The sequence below is a fragment of the Thalassotalea ganghwensis genome, from assembly GCF_053485795.1.
This window is the reverse complement of sequence record NZ_JBQRUM010000004.1, coordinates 12,115-32,143: the sequence shown is the minus strand read 5'-3', so window position 1 is coordinate 32,143 and position 20,029 is coordinate 12,115. Positions and strand designations below refer to the sequence as shown.

19 protein-coding genes are annotated in these 20,029 nt (G+C 38.2%); 12 read left to right on the top strand and 7 right to left on the bottom strand.

Annotated elements, in window-relative coordinates; genetic code table 11:
• The first annotated feature begins 21 nt into the window (after window positions 1–21).
• From ACSLUH_RS05220 to ACSLUH_RS05205, 4 genes are all read left to right on the top strand, one after another.
• On the top strand, window positions 22–1,518 hold the full coding sequence (locus tag ACSLUH_RS05220; RefSeq protein ID WP_448565252.1) for an alanine/glycine:cation symporter family protein: 1,497 nt from the start codon (window positions 22–24) through the stop codon (window positions 1,516–1,518).
• A gap of 123 nt (window positions 1,519–1,641) precedes the next feature.
• A complete protein-coding gene (locus ACSLUH_RS05215; protein ID WP_448565251.1) occupies window positions 1,642–1,974 on the top strand; it encodes a hypothetical protein in 333 nt (110 codons plus the stop codon).
• A gap of 13 nt (window positions 1,975–1,987) precedes the next feature.
• Window positions 1,988–2,266 (top strand): YeaC family protein, encoded by a 279-nt coding sequence (locus ACSLUH_RS05210; RefSeq protein WP_448565250.1) that lies wholly within the window; start codon window positions 1,988–1,990, stop codon window positions 2,264–2,266.
• A complete protein-coding gene (locus ACSLUH_RS05205) occupies window positions 2,263–5,067 on the top strand; it encodes a DUF349 domain-containing protein (protein ID WP_448565249.1) in 2,805 nt (934 codons plus the stop codon). Before ACSLUH_RS05210 ends, ACSLUH_RS05205 begins: the two co-directional genes overlap by 4 nt.
• A gap of 223 nt (window positions 5,068–5,290) precedes the next feature.
• Here the strand turns inward: ACSLUH_RS05205 and ACSLUH_RS05200 are convergent, their stop codons facing one another.
• Complete coding sequence (locus ACSLUH_RS05200; RefSeq protein WP_448565248.1) at window positions 5,291–5,446, bottom strand: hypothetical protein; 156 nt, start codon at window positions 5,444–5,446, stop codon at window positions 5,291–5,293.
• Between the two features lie 372 nt (window positions 5,447–5,818).
• On the opposite strand from ACSLUH_RS05200, the gene ACSLUH_RS05195 reads away from it, so the two are divergent.
• Window positions 5,819–6,832, top strand: coding sequence for an alpha/beta hydrolase family protein (locus tag ACSLUH_RS05195; RefSeq protein WP_448565247.1), 1,014 nt, complete (start codon window positions 5,819–5,821; stop codon window positions 6,830–6,832).
• 291 nt (window positions 6,833–7,123) lie between these two features.
• On the opposite strand, the gene ansA is transcribed toward ACSLUH_RS05195, so the two are convergent.
• Together ansA and sppA are read right to left on the bottom strand one after the other, a co-directional pair.
• Window positions 7,124–8,131: an asparaginase gene (gene ansA / locus ACSLUH_RS05190; RefSeq protein ID WP_448565246.1), complete on the bottom strand. Its 1,008-nt coding sequence runs from the start codon at window positions 8,129–8,131 to the stop codon at window positions 7,124–7,126.
• A 21-nt stretch (window positions 8,132–8,152) separates the two neighbouring features.
• Window positions 8,153–10,006: a signal peptide peptidase SppA gene (sppA, locus tag ACSLUH_RS05185; protein WP_448565245.1), complete on the bottom strand. Its 1,854-nt coding sequence runs from the start codon at window positions 10,004–10,006 to the stop codon at window positions 8,153–8,155.
• Window positions 10,007–10,165: 159 nt separating this feature from the next.
• Here sppA and ACSLUH_RS05180 point away from each other — a divergent pair, with 159 nt between their 5' ends.
• Both ACSLUH_RS05180 and ACSLUH_RS05175 read left to right on the top strand, forming a co-directional pair.
• Window positions 10,166–10,861 carry an HvfX family Cu-binding RiPP maturation protein gene (locus tag ACSLUH_RS05180; RefSeq protein ID WP_448565244.1) on the top strand — a complete coding sequence of 232 codons (696 nt, stop codon included), beginning with the start codon at window positions 10,166–10,168 and terminating at the stop codon, window positions 10,859–10,861.
• A gap of 32 nt (window positions 10,862–10,893) precedes the next feature.
• Complete coding sequence (locus ACSLUH_RS05175; protein WP_448565243.1) at window positions 10,894–11,445, top strand: NAD(P)H nitroreductase; 552 nt, start codon at window positions 10,894–10,896, stop codon at window positions 11,443–11,445.
• A 90-nt stretch (window positions 11,446–11,535) separates the two neighbouring features.
• Here ACSLUH_RS05175 and asnS read toward each other — a convergent pair whose 3' ends face one another.
• Window positions 11,536–12,936: an asparagine--tRNA ligase gene (gene asnS, locus ACSLUH_RS05170; protein WP_448565242.1), complete on the bottom strand. Its 1,401-nt coding sequence runs from the start codon at window positions 12,934–12,936 to the stop codon at window positions 11,536–11,538.
• A gap of 151 nt (window positions 12,937–13,087) precedes the next feature.
• Between asnS and ACSLUH_RS05165 the strand changes: the two genes are divergently transcribed.
• Window positions 13,088–13,456 carry a hypothetical protein gene (locus tag ACSLUH_RS05165; protein WP_448565241.1) on the top strand — a complete coding sequence of 123 codons (369 nt, stop codon included), beginning with the start codon at window positions 13,088–13,090 and terminating at the stop codon, window positions 13,454–13,456.
• A gap of 41 nt (window positions 13,457–13,497) precedes the next feature.
• On the opposite strand, the gene bioA is transcribed toward ACSLUH_RS05165, so the two are convergent.
• Complete coding sequence (gene bioA, locus ACSLUH_RS05160) at window positions 13,498–14,799, bottom strand: adenosylmethionine--8-amino-7-oxononanoate transaminase (protein WP_448565240.1); 1,302 nt, start codon at window positions 14,797–14,799, stop codon at window positions 13,498–13,500.
• Window positions 14,800–14,899: 100 nt separating this feature from the next.
• Between bioA and bioB the strand changes: the two genes are divergently transcribed.
• From bioB to bioD, 4 genes are read left to right on the top strand one after another with little or no spacing between them, the layout of a single operon-like run.
• Window positions 14,900–15,976, top strand: coding sequence for a biotin synthase BioB (gene bioB / locus ACSLUH_RS05155; protein ID WP_448565239.1), 1,077 nt, complete (start codon window positions 14,900–14,902; stop codon window positions 15,974–15,976).
• A gap of 8 nt (window positions 15,977–15,984) precedes the next feature.
• Window positions 15,985–17,124 (top strand): 8-amino-7-oxononanoate synthase, encoded by a 1,140-nt coding sequence (bioF, locus tag ACSLUH_RS05150; protein ID WP_448565238.1) that lies wholly within the window; start codon window positions 15,985–15,987, stop codon window positions 17,122–17,124.
• Window positions 17,124–17,933 carry a malonyl-ACP O-methyltransferase BioC gene (bioC, locus tag ACSLUH_RS05145; RefSeq protein ID WP_448565237.1) on the top strand — a complete coding sequence of 270 codons (810 nt, stop codon included), beginning with the start codon at window positions 17,124–17,126 and terminating at the stop codon, window positions 17,931–17,933. Before bioF ends, bioC begins: the two co-directional genes overlap by 1 nt.
• Window positions 17,934–17,940: 7 nt before the next feature.
• Complete coding sequence (gene bioD / locus ACSLUH_RS05140) at window positions 17,941–18,618, top strand: dethiobiotin synthase (RefSeq protein WP_448565236.1); 678 nt, start codon at window positions 17,941–17,943, stop codon at window positions 18,616–18,618.
• A gap of 74 nt (window positions 18,619–18,692) precedes the next feature.
• Here the strand turns inward: bioD and pepE are convergent, their stop codons facing one another.
• Together pepE and ACSLUH_RS05130 are read right to left on the bottom strand one after the other, a co-directional pair.
• Window positions 18,693–19,397 carry a dipeptidase PepE gene (gene pepE / locus ACSLUH_RS05135; RefSeq protein ID WP_448565235.1) on the bottom strand — a complete coding sequence of 235 codons (705 nt, stop codon included), beginning with the start codon at window positions 19,395–19,397 and terminating at the stop codon, window positions 18,693–18,695.
• Window positions 19,398–19,428: 31 nt separating this feature from the next.
• Window positions 19,429–19,833, bottom strand: a complete 405-nt coding sequence (locus tag ACSLUH_RS05130; RefSeq protein ID WP_448565234.1) for a type II toxin-antitoxin system HicB family antitoxin — start codon at window positions 19,831–19,833, stop codon at window positions 19,429–19,431.
• Window positions 19,834–20,029 lie beyond the last annotated feature (196 nt).

Sequence of the window (20,029 nt, the reverse complement as noted above, 5' to 3'; positions counted from 1 at the left end):
ACAATAAATAGGAGTTGTAACGTGTCAGAGTTAGTTAATACACTCAACAGTTTTATATGGAGTCCTGCACTAATTTACCTTTGTTTAGGTGCTGGAATATTTTTTTCCATTATTACCCGTTTTGTTCAAGTAAGACATTTTGGTGAAATGTGGCGCTTATTGCTGTCAGGTAAAAGTTCAGAACACGGTATTTCATCATTTCAAGCCTTAGCAGTTTCATTATCAGGTCGAGTTGGTACTGGTAACATCGCAGGTGTGGCAGCCGCTATAGGATTTGGAGGCCCTGGTGCCGTATTTTGGATGTGGGTGGTCGCATTTTTTGGAGCGGCAACCGCTTATATTGAATCGACTAATGCGCAAATATATAAAGAAGATCAAGACGGTGTTTATCGTGGTGGTCCAGCGTACTATATTGAAAAAGCCATGGGGCAAAAATGGTATGCTTGGATTTTTGCGATAGCGACCATTATTGCTACAGGTGCATTACTACCAACGGTTCAATCAAATAGTATTGGTGAAGCGGTTGTTATGGTGTTTGGTACAGGTGAAATTATTGATACCGCATTTGGTGCACTCGCTAGTACCAAAATTTATACTGCAGTATTTATTGCTATCTTGCTTGGTTTTATTATCTTTGGTGGTGTGAAGCGTATCGCAAGCTTTACTCAAGTTGTTGTACCATTTATGGCGTTGGCCTATATTATCATCGCCTGTATCATTATCGCGCTTCATTATGACCGTTTACCTAGTGTACTCTGGTTAATATTAGATGATGCGTTTTCACCGATGGCCGGTGTTGGTGCTGCAATTGGTTGGGGTGTAAAGCGTGGTGTTTATTCTAATGAAGCTGGACAAGGCACTGGGCCACATGCAGCAGCGGCTGCTGAAGTAGAGCATCCAACACAACAAGGTTTGGTTCAAGCATTTTCCGTTTATATTGATACGCTTTTTGTTTGTTCAGCAACGGCATTTATGATTCTTATTACACAATCATATAACGTTCAGCTTGAAGGCAATGCTAGCTTTATTGTTCAAAATATTGCCGGTGATATTGCCGCTAATAGTCCTGCTTTTACGCAAATTGCAGTTGAAAGCATGATGGAAGGATTTGGAAAACCATTTATCGCCCTAGCGTTATTCTTCTTCGCATTTACCACGATTTTGGCTTACTATTTTATTGCTGAAAACAACGTTGCGTATATTAAGCGTACGTTTAAGATTCCAGCGTTAACCTTTGGCTTAAAAATGCTAATTATGACCGCAACATTTTATGGTACCGTTAAAGCGGCAGATGTTGCATGGGGTATGGGTGACGTTGGTGTTGGTGTCATGGCATGGTTAAATATCATTGGTATATTGATCATTTTCTTTATGGCAAAACCAGCAATAAAAGCATTAAGAGATTACGAAAGACAGCAAAAAGAAAATGTCGAGGTATATACTTTTGACCCTGAAAAACTAGGTATCAAAAATGCTGATTTCTGGAAAAATCGATTAAAAAATAACGCACAAAAATAACAACAAAAATTATTAAAAAAGCACCCAATTGGGTGCTTTTTTTTAGTAGAATATCGATTAATTAAAAATTCAAAACGATTACACCAAAAGATTAAATACCTTGCAGTGAATCGAGGGGGATAAATGGCAGTAATTAATTGCCCGAGTTGTAAAAAGAAGATTTCTGATAAAGCAAAGCAGTGTAACCATTGTCAGATCGATCTTCAAAATCTCGATGAAGAAAAATTAAAAAACATCAATACCGTAAATCTTATCAATAAATCACAACGATTAATGACGCAATCTTTCATTGCAATGTTGTTATTCTGTGGTGGTTTTTTGTTTTACTATTGGAAAAATGTTGAGCCAGGTACATGGCAATATTTTCTCTCTGTCTTTTCGATTATTATCGGTTTTGTTTTATACATCGTAACCCGCGTTCGACTTATTTTGTTAAAGCGAAGTACTAAATCATAAAAGAGTATAGTTAATGAATATCACTAGTATCGTCGAAAATATGACTGAAGAAATGTATCTTCGATTAAAACATGCTGCCGAAACCGGTAAGTGGCCGGAGGGCAATGAAGCAGGGCAAGAGCAACAAGAAAGGGCGTTACAATTGTGTATGGCGTATCAAGCCAAACATTTGAATTCGGATGAAATGTTAACCATAGGTGCTAGTGGTGAAATCGTCACCAAAACCAAGCGAGAGCTTAAAGAAAGCTTCAAAGAGCGCCCCGACACAATAGCTAGGTTTGATGATTTATGATTTTTTCAAATTTGTTTAAAGAAAAATGGCAAAGTAAACAAGCACCTGTCAGGTTACAAGCCATCGCTGAAGATTTAAATATTGAGCGTGCAGAAGATAGAGCTAAATTAAAAACGTTAAGCTCAAGTGATTCAGATATTAATGTTAGAAAAGCCGCTTTATTGAAACTTGATAGCTTTGAAAGTTGGTACGAAGCTTACCAAAACAATGATAGTGCTGACATACGACAATTAGCCGAAAAAAAAGTCGAAGATATTGTGCTTGGTAGAACTAACATCTTGTTATCGGTGGAAGATAAGTTTGCTTATTTAGATACCAAGCCAAAGTCAACCTTACTAGAACAATGGTTATTAGTAGAAACAAACGATAATTTACTCATTACCTTATTCGAAACTTTAGCTAAACCACAAATCATTCCCAAGCTATTTGAACAGCATCCTAACAGTGCGCTGCTAGACTATATTGTCGATCAAACCGATGATTTCGCTTTAATTGAAAAACTGGTAAAAAAAACAAAAAATAATAAGGTTAAAACGAAGTTAGAGACGAAGCTTGAGCAACTAAAAGAGGCGATTGAGAAGCCTAAAAAGCTAGCTAAACAAGTACAGCTAACCTTGTCAAAATATCTCGCCTTAAAAGATGAAACCGACTATCAAACAGTACTAGATAAACGCAAAGATTTAGAACAAGAGTGGCAAACACAACAAGAACACTTTGCAGTGTTTGATGAAGAGATACAACAACAATATCTCAATAAGTGGCATGATATTGAACGTCAGTTAACCTCAATATTCGCGCAAAAAGCTGAGCTATTCGAACAACAAAAAATAGCGAAGCAGTTAAAGCAAGATCAAGTAAAACAACTTAAAGTATTTGAAGAAGCGATAACAGAGATTAATCAACAGCTCTCTACCGCTATTTTTGAAAACAACGCTATTGATAAAGACAGTGTCGCCAATGGTATAAGCAAAAAAATAGCGGAAATAGCACAATCTTTATTGTCTGATGATGACAAAGAACGCCTGAAAAAAGCATTTTTGTCTGAACTGGCAAAACTTGAACAATTAGATGAGATTGCCGAGTCTGTGGCCAAAGCAACCCATTTAATTTCTAGAATGTCACAGTTTTCGGTGCCAAATAACCAAGAGACATTTGTCGAAAAATATCCTACATATCAGCTTTGGAAAGAGGATTGGCAAAAAATTGTTAAGCAATCAATCAATATGTTGCCGCAAAGCATATTAGATGCACATAGCAGTATTTGCCAAGCTTGGGATAAAGAAGCTTCGGTTCATTTGAAAAACCTAGAACGGGAATTCAAAGCAACCCGTAAAAAGCTTTTTGATGTTAAAAGGCTAATTGACAATGGCAAGTTCAACCCCGCATTTGGTGTCTTTAAACAGGCTAAATTACGATATCAGTCATTGCTTCCGTCACATCAACAGCAATTGTCTAAAGAGCTCGAGAATTGCCAAGAAAAAATTGATGAAATAGCTGATTGGGAGCATTATGTAGCTACCCCTAAAAAGCAAGAGCTGTTAGAAAAAGTACAAAAAATTGTTCAACAGCCCCTTGATAGCCCATTAGAGCAAGCAGATGCTGTTAAACAGTTTCGTAAGCAATGGAATAGTTTAGGCCATGCAGATGATGAAGTAGAAGCACAGTTGAATCAGGCGTTTAATGAAGCTTGTGAAAATGCCTTTGCGCCTTGTCGAACGTTTTTTGCAGAACAAGAGCAGCTTAGAGCCAAAAACTTGCAACAACGAAAGGAGTTAATTTCAGAACTTACCCGTTTTGTCGAAATTAACACGGCTAACGATTTAGACTTTAAAAAATTAGAAAGTAGCATTAACAAGTTCAATCAACGTTGGCGCAATTGTAAAGAGGTAGACAAAAAGCACTATCAAACACTAAACAAATCGTTTTCGACGTTGATAAAACCATTAAAAACGTTATTAAAGCAACATCATGAAGATAATGCCAAACGCAAACAACTCATCATTAATAAAACAAAAGAAATTGTCGCAAATAGTGAAGCGTTTGATGCAGCTAACGCAATAAAACCTCTGCAAGCCGAATGGAAAACAATAGGGTATGCGGGAACAAAAGTTGAGCATGCATTGTGGCACGAATTTAAATCGTTAACTGATTCGGTGTTTAATAACAGGCAACAAGTTATTGAAGAGCAAAAAGAAAAAGAACAAGGAGAGCTTAAGCGTTTAAAAGAAAACGTTGAGCAAGTTGCTCAATTAATGAGTGACGATATAACACTTGAGCAGATTACTGATGGAGAACAGCAGTTAAATAGAATTGCTAGTGAAATTAAAAATCTGAATCTTAATACCCATGCCGAAGTAGATAAGATAAATAAAGAACTAAAAACGTTAAAAGCCATTAAAACGAAAAAGTTAAAGCAACAAGCGAATAAGCAATGGCAGATTTTTTTCTCAATTCTGGAAGAAAATATAAAGCAAGATCAAAGCTATTCACAGTGTCAGGGTTTTGAGCAGCTAGATAATAATACCAAGAAAATTCTTTGTTCGATTGAAGAAATGCCAGAGGCCGAACATCAAACACGATTAGAAAAAACGATTGCGGTTGAAGTGTTAGCAGAACAAAAATTTGCAGATGAAGACCCTAACTTAATCATGAAGGTGCAAGTTGAATTAATGCAGTCTCAGCTAGAGATAGGCTCGAAATTATCAATCGAGTTAGCTCTAGAGCAATGGTTAAAAGTAGGTAAGTTTAGTGAAAGTGATGACGTCTTGATCCACAGAGTAAAACAGGTATTACTGGGCTAGTATAAATTTGTTCTGCATAGAACTGATGGCTTTGTCGTAAAGAATTTGTGTCGTTGAACTACGCTAAGTCATTAATACTGTTAATCAGTCAATCGGTATGAATATTAATTTCAGGGTCAGTTAGTGACCCTAAATCAATCTGACTGGCATATATTACCTGAGGGCAAACGTTGTACTAGCAAAGCATTGCCATTTACACCCTAATTGCTTGGGGATCAGTAAATCACTTACCGTATTTCAGTTCAAATAGTTCTTTAAGTAACGTGGTACGTTGAACATTTGAATGCCCAACACTAGAGATTGTTATCGCAATCAGCATAACATTCATCGGTGACCAAGTAGTATTACCTATCCAAATAGACCAAAATCCAAAAATCATGAGTATTAACCCGGACATCGCCGGTATAAAACTCAAGCGATGAATTTTTTTTCGATGCGTTGTATCTGTTCTAGCTTATGATATTCAGTAAGTGCTTTAACATCTTCTACTGATTTTAGTTCCATGTGTTGAATTTCCTTTTTTGTTAGACAATGTTGCTACAGTAAGGTGAGCTTAGCGAAGTACGAGTGAATGCCTAATTAACACCCTATAATCTTGTTAGGATACTTTCACACCTGTTACAGGATGGGCTTGGGCTGTGGTCGCCAAGTAAAACCTGTTGAAAATAATACACTTTTACTAAACTTTTTAACAGTTTTTTGCAATCGAAGCGTTTATTATACTCGGAGCATTTACTTAAAAGGAAATAATATGTTTCGCATAGCAACACTGAGTGTAATAGTTCTTCTGTTCATTGGATGTGGAAGTACAAAAACACCTGAAAAAGAATGGATAGTATCTTCGCAGCAAAACCAACTGGATGTAAAAGTATTTACCGCTAAAATGCTTAGAAAAGAAGAGCCTGTGGTGATTATGATACATGGTGATGGTCCTTCTACAGCAGATGCAAGTAGCTATTATCTGCCTATTATCGAGCTACTTAATAACAAAAATATTAATGTCGTATCCTGGCATAAACCTGGAGTGGAAAGCTCGAGTGGAAATTGGCTTACTCAGTCTATGACTGATAGAGCACAAGAAGTTGAAGATGTTATACGTGATCTGAGAAAGAAAGGGTATATAGGCAAAATTGGAATTCTAGGCTTTAGCCAAGCTGGTTGGGTTTTCCCTTATATCGATAATTCTCTTATCGACTTTATTGCGCTGGTAAGTCCTGCAATAAATTGGAAGCAACAAAGTATATTTTTAATGAAACAGCGTCTTATCAACGAAAAATTAATAGCCAGTAACGACACTAATGCCGAACAAGAAATTAAAGCGTTAGTAGATCGGGAGTATCAACTATTTAACCAAGGTTTTTCTGCATACAAAGACAGCGATTTACATCATCACCCTTATATGTCAGAGCCAATTTCAGATGAAGATCGCTTTAACTTTGTTCGCTTAAATATGAATGAAGATGCAACTGAAGCCTATGAAAAAGTGAAAGTACCTATGGTTGTATTGTTGGGGGATAAGGATACCAATATTGATGTTGTGCAGACATTGTCTGTGTTGCAACAAGTGGAAGAGGAAAACCAAGCCGGACTGCTAAATTATCGTTTATTTACCAATGCCAATCATCAGTTGTTAAACGCTGATGAATACATAAACTTAACCGGGCTTGATTGGTATATTAAATTTCAACAACAGCAAGCTGAAGCTTTTGCTCCAAATGTTTTACCATTTCTCACCGGCTGGTTGTCAACGGTGGTTAATAACTAACGAAAACTCGGCTGTACCAATAAACCTGCTAGCTGCGCGTTGTTAACGTCGAGAGTTATGAAGTGAGTGGGGCTGGCAGAATTATCAACAGACAGTTAGTGTTAAACGTTTGATAAAAATATTTCTTTTGATGGTAATGTTACCAAGGTGAGTTATATCTACGGGATAAATAGGCATTCAAATCTGATAAACAATCTTATAAAAGTATTTAGGTGATTTACAAAGCAGTTTAAGTAAATCACCCAATGTATTATGGTTAGATCAGCGATGAAAAATAAAGCGACTCATACTTTACTCAGTCAATTCACCACGAAGATCTGCTAACATGAAATCTTTTATTTGTTGATTAGCAAGATCTAAACTTAATAAAAAATGCAGTTTGGTTAATGCGGCTTCAAGCGTCATATCTTTACCACTTATAACGCCAATTTGACTGAGTGCCGAGCCTGTTGCATAACCTTCCATATTAACCATGCCTCGTATACATTGGCTACAGTTAACAATAATAATGCCATCACGGTTCGCTTGAGCTAGGCAGTCTAGCAATGCTTCATTTTGGGGGGCATTACCAACGCCGTAACTTTTAATAATTAATGCTTTAACCGGTTGTTGGATTACATTTTTAATAAGTTCAACTGAAATACCTGGGTACAAGTGAACTACGCCAACAGGTTGCGGAGTGATCTGATGAAGTTTAGGTAGTTTGTTCGTTTCTTTGGCTAGTTTACCTGCGATAAGTTTGATGCTAATTCCCGCTTCTAACAACGCGGGCATATTGGGCGAATCAAAGGCATCAAAACCATCCGCATAGGCTTTAATTGATCGATTGCCGCGAAATAGTTTATTGCTAAAAAACAAGCCAACTTCATTTATCGGATAGTGTGCCGCGATATATAGCGCGTTCAATAAGTTCTCTTGTCCGTCAGAGCGGATTTGACTGAACGGAATTTGAGAGCCAGTAACAATTATAGGCTTAGTTAGCCCTTCGAACATAAAAGACAATGCCGAAGCAGTGTAGGCCATAGTATCGGTACCGTGAAGTACGACGAAACCGTCATATTGATCATAATGTTGATAAATATCGTTTGCGATAAACTGCCAATCATTAGGTGTCATGTCAGAAGAATCAATGATTGGGTTATATTCATTAATCGTAAATTCAGGCATTTCAGCGCGCTGAAAATCTGGCTCTTTCATGATGGATTCAGTCAAGTGCCCGCGAATTGGAACATAGCCATCTTTACTTGCTTTCATCCCAATCGTGCCGCCAGTGTAGGCGATATAAATTCTTTTTTTCATTTTTTGTTATTCGCTAATTAATTATTTAGGTAATTCGCAAGCTATACAAAATGCATAAGTACCTTGTGGATCATTAAGCTGCTCAAGTAGTGCGAATTCCTTTAATGTGGCTCTGATTATTTTTTCTATAGGGCCTGCGCTTTCTACGTCATTTTGCTCTGGTAAAAAGGTGACGATTTCACCAAAAAGATTTTGATAAAACCTGTCTTTAGTCGAGAGTTCGTGTTGGATAAGCAAGGTATCGTAAGAGGGCAGTTGCGCCAAATCACCCGCTGCCTTTATTGCGTCTTCCAAACCACCTAACTGATCGACTAAACCTAATTCAAGTGCTTTGCTGCCTGTCCAAACACGACCTTGTGCTATTTTATCAACCTGTTTTATGGTGAGTTTACGGTTTTCAGCGACAAGTTCTAAAAAGTCTTGATAACCTCTTTCAATACCGACTTGAAAAATTTGACTAATATCGTCGTCTAGTCCTGTTGTTACTCCCATTCCTGCAAAGTCGGTTGTGCCGACACCATCGGTGTTAATTCCGAGTTTTGCTAGCGTATTTTCAAATGTCATGAAAAAGCCGAAAATACCAATAGAGCCTGTAATTGTCGTTGGGGCAGCGACTATTTTATCCGCTGCAGCAGAAATCCAATAACCACCTGATGCAGCGTAGGTACCCATTGAAGCAACAACGGGCTTACCATTTTGTTTTAATAATTCAACTTCTTGTCTGATAACATCTGACGCAAATGCGCTACCACCAGGGCTATCAACACGCAATACAACCGCTTTAACATTAGGGTTCTTTCGCGCTTTTTTAAGTAATTTTGCGGTGCTGTCACCACCGATCGTGCCAGGCTTTTTGTGGCCATCCAAAATTGTACCTTTGGCAACGATAACTGCGACTTTGTCAGTATTTGGGTTAGTGATTTCAAACGGTAATTTAGTCGCCGCTAAATAATCTTCAAAGCTAACGGCTCTATATTTGTTTGTGCCGATTAAATCAGTTAAGTCGTTATTAACTTGCTCTCGTGTTTTTAAATAATCTACCCAATTATTTTCCAACGCATACTGAGAAAATTTACCGTCAACTGTCTTTAATTTGGTTAGTAGGCTTTGTGCTTCCTCATCAAAATTTGTTATTGGAAAACCGCGACGCTCTGCAACACTTGCTTTGTAATGACTCCATAACTCACTTAGCCACGCTTGATTTGCTTCTTTGGCTTCAACAGACATATTATCGCGCATGTAGGGTTCGACAGCAGACTTATAGGTACCTACTCGAAATATATGAGAACTAACTGAAAGTTTTTCTAAAGCTGATTTAAAATAAAGTTGGTATCGTCCATAACCATCAAGTAAAACCATGCCATTTGGGTTTAACCAAATTTCATCGGCAAAACTTGCTAAGTAATATTGATTTTGGGTAAACAGATCCCCGATTGCAATGATTGGTTTGCCAGACGCTTTAAAGCTCTCTAATTGCTTGCCGATAATATCGAGTTTAGTGATACCAGAGCTTTTCATCTTCTCTAGCTTTAACACCAATACTTTAACCCGATCATCATATTTTGCTTCGTCAATGACATCGAGTATGTCGCTCAGCAAAACCTCTGGATTTTCTGGTTGTTGATTAAAGCTTTCATTCAAAAAACTTTCAAGTGGATCAACCAATTGTTTTTGCTCAACAATATCACCATTTAAATCTAATAAAACGGCAGTTTTATTCGGTATTAATATTTCGTCGTTGTCACCCATTAATGCGAGAACAAACAAGAATAGCACTAAAAAAAAGATAAAATTTACGATAACTTTCCTTGTTATGTTGATGAAAGAGAAAAATGAAAATACTACACGTTTAATGCCACTAGGTTGTTCTGTCATGCTTTTTAGTCACTCTCAGTTATTTTGAAAGGTATGCTACCGAATTATGGATACTGACAATAGCAAATTTTGTCACTAAATTTGTCAATTTTTAGGAAATTGAAAGATATTTTAACTAAAGTAGTTCTTATAGTTAACCTTAATCACTAATCATTTTTTATGTCTTTAATTCAATCTGTTATACAATCCACCAGAAAACTACCTTTAGTTGATGTTATTACACCATTTTTAATTCGGCTCTATTTAGCCCCCGTTTTTATTATTGCGGGTTATAGCAAACTTGGCATGAGTGAGAGCGAAACCGTTGGTCTTAATAACTTTCTTGCCAATGAAAGCATAGTTAATTGGTTTGGGAATCAAGAGTGGGGCTTAGGCTTACCTTTTCCAGAATTACTAGCGAACTTGGCGGCATGGACTGAGTTTTTTGGTGGATGGCTATTACTCGTAGGTTTATTGACGCGATTAGTCACTATTCCGTTACTATTCACCATGATAGTCGCAGCAAGTACCGTACATTGGCAGCATGGTTGGTTTGCGATAACGCCAACATCTCCTTCAACCAGTCCAGCTCAAGTGTTCTCATGGATGGGATTTGATGCAGCCGAAAAAAGTTTAGAAAATAGTGTCGACACCGCAGATAAACTTAGCCGTATGAGGAATATACTTGAAGAGCACGGCAATACAGATTGGTTATATGAAAATGGCGGTATTGTTGTGTTAAACAACGGTATAGAGTTCGCGGCTACCTATTTTATTATGCTATTGGCGTTACTTAGTTTGGGAGCAGGGCGCTTTGTTAGTTTCGATTATTATCTATATCGCTATTGGCTTAAACCCAAGTACCATTTAACATAAAGAGCCTATTTGACATTTAATATCGAGTATCGATGAATAGTGTAGATCTATTACTAAAAAGACAGTCTAACCCCAAGCTTATTGCACCAGCTCCAAATGATGACGAACTTAACACCATTTTGGCTGCTGGTATGCGTGTGCCAGATCATGGCAACTTATCCCCTTGGCATTTTACCGTGGTAAAGGAATCCGGCTTAAATACCTTAAGTGAACTGTTCGTTGAAGCGGTAAAGCGAGATGGTGCAAATCAAGTAAAAATAGATAAGACCGCTAATATGCCATTTAGAGCACCAATGATTATCGTTGTTTCAACACGATATACCCCTCACGAGAAAGTCCCATTTAATGAACAGTTAATTGCTGCAGGATGCGCATGTCATGCCATGCAAATGGCTTGTGTCGCATTAGGTTACGGCGCGATGTGGCGAACAGGCGAGTTAAGTTTAAATACCTTGGTTAAAGACAGATTGAATATCGCTCAGCAGGATGAGATTGTTGGCTTTCTTTACATCGGTTCAGTAGAAACACCTTTACCTGAAAAAAGCAGCAAAGCTATTAATTCACATGTGACTTATTTAACTTAGCTTTTGTTGATAAAATAAAGTACTTAAACAAGACACACAAAAAAGCCCTACTAAATAGGGCTTTTTTCAATGTTGCATAAGTTGCATTAGTTAGAAAGCAGCATTGTTTGGTGTTCTAGGGAATGGAATCACATCCCTTACATTTGATACACCGGTAGCATATGCAACTAGACGTTCAAAACCTAAACCAAAACCTGAATGAGGCACCGTACCATAGCGACGTAAATCGCGGTACCAGCTATAATCGTCAACACTTAAGTTTAACTCTTCCAAACGTTGGTCTAATACGTCAAGACGTTCTTCACGCTGGCTACCACCGATGATCTCGCCAATGCCTGGTGCAAGTATATCCATAGCAGCAACAGTTTTACCGTCATCGTTTAAACGCATATAAAAAGATTTGATTTCTTTCGGATAATTTTGGAGGACAACAGGGCCACCAACATGCTCTTCAGCTAGGTAACGTTCGTGTTCAGAGTTTAAGTCGACACCCCATGAGACTGGGTTTTCGAACTTTTTACCACAGTTTTCCAAAATCGTGATTGCGTCGGTATAATCCATACGGACAAAGTCACTGTTAATCACTGAATTAAGACGGTCAATGACCCCCTTATCGATGCGTTGTTGGAAGAACGCCATGTCATCAGCTCTCTCTTCAAGCAGTGCTTTGAATACATATTTCAACATATCTTCAGCAAGATCTGCAGCATCCGAAAGGTCAGCAAAAGCAATCTCTGGCTCTATCATCCAAAACTCAGCTAAGTGACGGCTAGTGTTTGAGTTTTCCGCTCTAAATGTTGGACCAAAAGTGTAAACCTTTGATAGTGCACAACAATAAGTTTCAACGTTTAATTGTCCAGAAACCGTTAAGAACGTTTCTTTACCAAAAAAGTCTTCTTTATAATCAATCGCGCCTTTATCGTCACGAGGTAGGTTTTCCAAATCTAGGGTACTAACTCTGAACATTTCACCGGCACCTTCACAATCACTCCCCGTGATCAAAGGTGTACTTACCCATAAATAACCTTTTTCATGTAAGAAACGATGAACGGCTTGTGCAAGACAGTTGCGAACTCGCGTAACGGCACCACCAAGGTTTGTTCTGGCACGAAGATGAGCGTGTTCACGTAAAAATTCAATACTATGGCGCTTTGCTGCCATAGGGTAAGTGTCAGGGTCTTCTACTAAACCGAGGACTTCTACTTTATTCGCTTGAACTTCGAATGATTGACCTTGACCTGGAGATTCAACAAGTTTACCTGTAACAACAACAGCAGCACCTGTTGTTAATCTTAAAACGTCAGATTGATAATTCTCTAATTCATTAGGAACGATAGCTTGAATGGTATCGAAACATGTACCGTCATGAATAGCTAAAAACGAGATCCCAGCTTTTGAGTCACGTCGAGTTCGGATCCAACCGTGTACAGTTATATCTTCGTTTACTGGGTATTTCCCAGCTAAGATATCAGTAATAGCGATAACTGACATTATCAACCTCTTTGTCTGTTAAAATTTCTTCTAGATTTTGGGGATGATATGTTACCTTGCTGGTAGGGTTTAACAAGTAAAAGTTAAGGTTTATCGATAACAAAAACAAAATTTTGTTCAAAAGTTAATCGATTGCTAGGAATTTAATACGATGACATCGTCAGAGCGCAGAAAAAAGCAAGATAACTGGACTATTCTACTCAAAGTTTTAGCCGTTGCTAGTTGGCTGTTATTTACCTTTGCGCTGATCATGTCTTATTACGCTGCACCAGAACCTGCTTATGGTGTCGTCCGCTACCATGGTTTAGCGATAAGAGAGTTTTGGTTAACACCATTAACCGGTTATTTGTATGTGATGTTATGGTTGAGTGCATTAATAAGCTATGTCAGTTTAATACTTAACCGCTATAGAGCTCGAAGAAAAACAGACAATAAACATTACAATTTATGGTTACTGTTTTTCATTTGTGTTGCATGGATTGTATATATCATGATCGAGATCATTAAGATGAATGGCTAAACCAACATCTTAATTAATTTCATCATCTACAGATAAAAAAGTTAATCGTTAAAGCAGTCATCTTCGTCTATCACCGTCGCTATCGCACTCACCAATGCTTCTATCTGCTGTTGATTGATAATTAGCGGAGGCATTATATAAATAAGGTTATTAAACGGACGTATCCAAACGCCTAAATCGACGAATCGTTTTTGAATATTGGCAACATTGACCGCATGATGGCATTGAACAACGCCAATTGTGCCCAGTACACGTGTACTTTCAACTCTCGAATGAGAAGCAAGCGGGATGATTAACTTTTCTAAACTCGCTTCTATCCCTTTTACTTGTTTTTGCCAATCATTTGCTAAGAGCATGTCAATACTAGCGTTTGCCACGGCACATGCTAAAGGATTGCCCATGTATGTCGGTCCGTGCATAAAACATCCGGCTTCACCTTCGCTAATAACCGTTGCAACATACTCAGTGGTTAAGGTAGCGGCGAGTGTTAAATAACCACCGGTTAATGTTTTACCAATACACATAATATCTGGGGTGATGCCTGCCCATTCACAAGCAAATAGTTTGCCTGTGCGTCCTAAGCCTGTCGCTATTTCATCGGCAATGAGCAATACCTGGTATTGATCGCACAATTGTCGACACAAGGTTAAGTACTCAGGATGATAAAAATTCATACCGCCAGTACCTTGCACTATTGGTTCAATAATAAATGCAGCGAGCTCTTGATGATGTTGTTCAAACAGTTCTTTTAAAGCGTCAGCGCTTGTTGGCTGCCAAGCTTGATAAAAATCACAACTTGGTTTTGGTGCAAAGACATTTTTCATCAAAACCTGATCAAAAATTTGATGCATTCCGGTAACTGGGTCACAAACTGACATAGCGGCAAAAGTATCACCGTGATAACCATTTCTAACCGTCATTAATTTATGCTTGTTCATCGCCCCTTGACTTTGCCAAAACTGAAAAGCCATTTTTATCGCGACTTCCACTGAAACGGAGCCAGAATCGGATAAAAACACCTTTTCTAACCCCTGTGGTGTGAGTTCAACTAACTTTCTACACAGTTCAACCGCAGGCTGATGGGTTAAGCCACCGAACATAACATGAGCGACTTTATTCATCTGGTCGGTTATCGCCTTGTTTAATACCGGATGATTGTAGCCATGCAATACTGACCACCATGACGACATGCCGTCTATCAATTGTTCACCGCTAGAAAGGCAAATGATGCAACCTTGCGCTGATTCAACATGATATGACGGTAAAGGTTTTGACATTGAAGTATATGGGTGCCAAATGTGTTTACGGTCAAACGTTAGATTGTCTGTATAATTTGTGGTCATTTGTTAACTTGCTACACTGAAAGTTGTTGACATATCGTAGTTGGCGCATAGACTACCGATATTCTAAAGATGATGCAATTTTAAAACTCTAGGTTTATTTATGTCTGGCACTAGCAGCACTACTAACAATGTTCAATTTCCTGTTCGTCACAATTGGACCCATCAAGAAGTTAACGCGTTATTTGAATTACCTTTTAACGACTTAATGTTTAAAGCACAAACAGCGCACCGTGAAAACTTTAATCCCAATGAAGTTCAAGTCAGTACATTGTTGTCGATTAAAACAGGAGCCTGCCCAGAAGATTGCAAGTATTGTTCGCAAAGTGCACGCTATAAGACTGATATTGAAAAAGAACGTTTAATGGAAGTTGAGAAAGTTCTAGAAGCCGCTAAAAAGGCGAAAGAACAAGGTTCAACTCGTTTTTGCATGGGCGCTGCGTGGCGAAATCCAAAAGAACGCGATATGCCTTATGTCGTCGACATGGTTAAGGGCGTAAAAGCATTAGGGTTAGAAACCTGTATGACCTTAGGTATGCTTGATCAACAGCAAGCAATGCAACTGCAAGAAGCAGGTTTAGACTATTACAACCACAATTTAGATACATCTCCAGAGCATTATAATCAAATAATTACCACGAGAACCTACCAAGATCGTTTAGATACACTTGATAATGTTAGAAGTGCAGGTATGAAGGTTTGTTCAGGTGGAATTGTAGGTCTTGGTGAAAAAGCAAATGATCGAGCGTCACTTTTAGCACAACTTGCTAATTTATCACCACAGCCTGAAAGCGTACCCATTAACATGTTAGTTAAAATTGATGGTACCCCGTTAGCTGATGTCGATGATTTAGATGAGTTTGATTTTATTCGCTGTATTGCCGTTGCAAGAATTATGATGCCGAAAAGCCATGTTCGCTTATCAGCAGGTCGAGAAGCGATGAATGAACAAATGCAGTCGTTATGCTTCTTAGCCGGTGCAAATTCGATATTTTTTGGTTGTAAACTTTTAACAGCAGCAAACCCTGAAACAAATGCCGATGTCATGTTGTTCAAAAAGTTAGGTATTAATACCGAAACTATCGCGACTCAAGTAGACGAGCAGCAAGAGCAAGATAACTTAAAACACGCCGTTAGTGATAATCAACATAGCGATTTATTTTATAACGCTGCAGGTTAAATACGTTAATGAGCTTTGAGTTTATTGGCAGTTGCGTTACTAAGCAAAGCGACCTAGGTTTACTAAGAAAGCGCCAACTTATTGAAGAAACACGTCACAGTGAAATTAAGATTGATGGTAATTGGTACATTAATTTTTCTTCTAATGATTATTTAGGTTTAGCTCAAGAACCTCGCTTGATAAAAGCATTGAGTGAGGGCGGTAAAAAGTCGGGTGTCTGTTCGAGTGCTTCATCATTAATCACTGGTTACAGTTATGCACATCAACAATTAGAAGAAACCATTTGTGATTGGTTGGATAAGCCACATTGTTTGTTATATAGCAGTGGCTTTTCGGCAAATGTTGGTGTGCTTAGTGCACTTGCAGATCACGGTACCCAGTTTTTACTCGATAAATTAAGTCATGCCTCGTTAATTGATGCGGTAAGATCTCACAAGCAGCAATTTAAACGATATAACCATAACGACTACCAACAGTTAGCCGCTTTATTAGCCAAATATGAAAATGAGGATTGTTTAGTCGTCAGTGAAGGTGTGTTTAGCATGGATGGCGATTGCGCTGATATTCATGCGATTACTCAGCTTAGTAAACAATTTTCAGCAAAATCTTATATTGACGATGCACACGCGATTGGAGTGTTGGGTCAACAAGGACAAGGCAGCTGTGCACAAGCAAAATGTGACATTACCATGGCAACGTTTGGTAAAGCGATAGCCACCTCGGGAGCCTTTGTAGTTTGCGATAGTGACCTATATGAGTTTTTAGTCAACTTTTCTCGCCACTATATCTATTCGACGGCAATTTCACCCGCTATAGCATGGGCAACGAACAAGAGTATTGAAATTATACAAAAAGAAAATTGGCGAAGAGAAAAAATAACTGAACTTAGTGGATTATTTTCGTCTAGACTAAAACCTGAAATAGAATTGATAGCCAGCAACTCTTCAATACACGCTATTGTGATTGGAGAGGCTGAAAAAACGCTAAAGATATCACAACAACTAAAAGAAAACGGTTTATGGGTATCGGCGATCAGACCTCCAACGGTTTCCAGAGGAAGTTCAAGGTTACGCATAACCATAACCGCCAACCATAATAATAAGCAAATCATCAAGTTAGCTGATGTATTGAATGAGGTAATATATTAATGGCCGATGTTCGCAATCGGATAAAAATCGCCAAATCTTTTGGTGGAGCAAGTCATTCTTACGATGTTTCAGCCCGATTACAACGATTTACCGGTAAACATCTGATCCCATGGTTACCTGACAAATCGGATTTAACTGTGTTAGATCTCGGTTGTGGCACAGGTTTTTTTGCAGACATATTAGCAAGTAAATATCAACGTGTATTGGGCGCTGATATTTCGACCAAAATGTTGAAGTTTGCACAGGAAAATCGTAGCAAGAATATTTTCTGGTTTGAGGGCGATGCCCATAAGTTACCATTGCAAAATGAAAGTGTAGATATTGTTTATTCAAACTTGGTCATGCAATGGTGCGAGCCCTTAGATAAGGTGATAGCTGAAATAATGCGTGTTATCAAGCCTGGCGGTCTTTTTGTGGTTTCAACATTGGTTGAAGGGACATTACACGAACTTAAATCGTCGTGGGCACAAGTTGACGATGATCAGCACGTCATAGATTTTCATACCGAAGAAGAATTGAATACCTTATTTAACACTGGATTATCAAAGATTATTGATCATCAATGTAAAGATGTCATTTTGGAGTATTCAGACGTTAAACACTTAGCCACAGAGTTAAAAGGACTCGGTGCTAATCAGGTACCTAAACGTGTTAGTAAAGGGCTCGCTGGTAAAGATAAATGGAAAAAAATGGTTGAAAGTTATCAAGACTTTCAAGAGCCTTCTGGAATTTACCCTGCGACATACTCAGTTTATTCAGCGATCATGGTAAAACTATCAGATTGGTCAATCAACTATAAGAAAACGTAATTCGAAAATGAGTAAAAGGTTATTTATAACGGCAACTGATACCGATGCCGGGAAAACCCATTTTAGCCGTGCGCTAATTAGAGCACTGACAAATCAACACTACAAGGTGTCGGCGTACAAGCCTATCTCGGCTGGCTGCGAATGTGTTAATGGTGAGCTAGTGAATGAAGACGCAAAACTGTTACTTGAAGAAGTTAATACGCCACAGCGTTTAAAACAAGTTAATCCGATAGCTTTTGAAGAACCCATTGCGCCACATATTGCGGCAAAATACCAACAAAAAGCGATAACGATAGAACAGATAATAATTGGCTATCAAGATATCCAAGCTAATAATAACGCCGATATTATTGTCACAGAAGGTGCCGGGGGGTGGAGATTACCACTTGGCAATAAACGCTTTTTATCCGAATTTGCTCAGGAAAGTTCTCAATCGGTCATACTGGTCGTTAATATTAAGCTTGGCTGTCTAAACCACGCTTTACTGACTTATGAAGCAATCTCTGATGATGGTTTACGGGTTGTAGGCTGGGTAGCAAACTGTCAAGATGATAACATGCCATATCAGCAAGATAATATTGAAGAGCTTTGTTCATTGATACCAGCGCCGCTAATCGCAACGTTTAACGCCAATGAAAGTATTGAAACCGCAGCAAACAAAATTCAACTCGATTTTTTAAAATAAGCTAACGTTATTAATTCACACCATTACTACATAAAAATCAGGGCAAGTATTTGCCCTGATGTCGTTCAACTACGTTAATTTACTAAGGCGCTAATATTGCTGTTTTTAGGAAGAGTAGACTTTTGACCATTTAGAAATAGATAACCTTCATATTCGCCAATTAAGTGAGTATCATTTCCAATAACTTTCAATGCCGTACCTTCAATTAAGCCAACAATTTGAGTATCAGGATTTAACACCATAAATTCTTGCAACCTTTGTTCTCTCGTTTCTCCATTGTGGCCGGGTGGAGTATGATCCGTATAATGTGGATTTAATTGAAAGTTTACCAATGCTAGGGCGTTAAAACTGTCAGGTTGAATGATTGGCATGTCATTCGTGGTTTTAATTGATAATCCCGCAATATTTGAACCAGCGCTCCAACCAACATAGGCCACCCCAGAATTCACCTTGTCGCGAATTATGTCGAACAAGTTAAAATGATAAAGACGTTCTAGCAATCTAAATGTATTACCACCGCCAATCATTATTGCTTCAGCGCTTTCAATAGCGTGCTTAGGATCGTCAAATTGATGAATGCCTTTTATCGAAATTGGTAAATCGCTGAGTGCTTGTTGTACTTTATTCGTATACTCATCGTACGTCATAGTAACGCCAGCATAAGGAATAAAAACAACATTTTTAATCGTTGATAAATGTTCGTCAAGCATGCCTTTCGCGTGAGCCAAATAATCTGTATCACCAACACGAGAGGCACTTAGTAACAATAATTTTTTCATAATGATATTTACAAGTTGATTTGTTAAAAGTTTAACGTGAACGCTCAAGTAAAGAAATACATGCATTCGCAATAAAACCAGAACGGGTTTTATGTTCGGGGCTAATACTGACTATGTCATCAATTTTTTTAATCAATAACTCAGGTAGGGTGACATTAATTTTATGGCTCTTTCCTAAGTAAGGGACAATATCAAAGTCAACAAGCGCCCAAATAGCATTGGGTTGCTGTTTGATTAACTCATCAATTAAAGATGCAGTTGGAATATTTTCACCATATTCAGAAAGTATCGCTAAATGATCTGCGATTATTTTTTGGCAACCATCTAATAAAGTCTCGACGCTTTCACTTTTAAGCTGGCATCCGGGTAGGTCAGGGATAGTTAATTCATAACTTTGGTCTGTTCTCGATTTTATAATTTTTACTGGATACTTCATGTCAAAACTCCCTAATTTGCTTAACCAATAAAGGTAACCCCTATAACCCTGAAAGTCAATAGTATTAATAACCCCGGCAACCCCGTGAATAAATATCAAAGTAACCCTGGTAACTCTTGGTGATGATTGAATGGCAACCCCGATAACCCTGGATGATGCTGGAGTAATTACTTACTAAATCTCTTTTTACTATTTT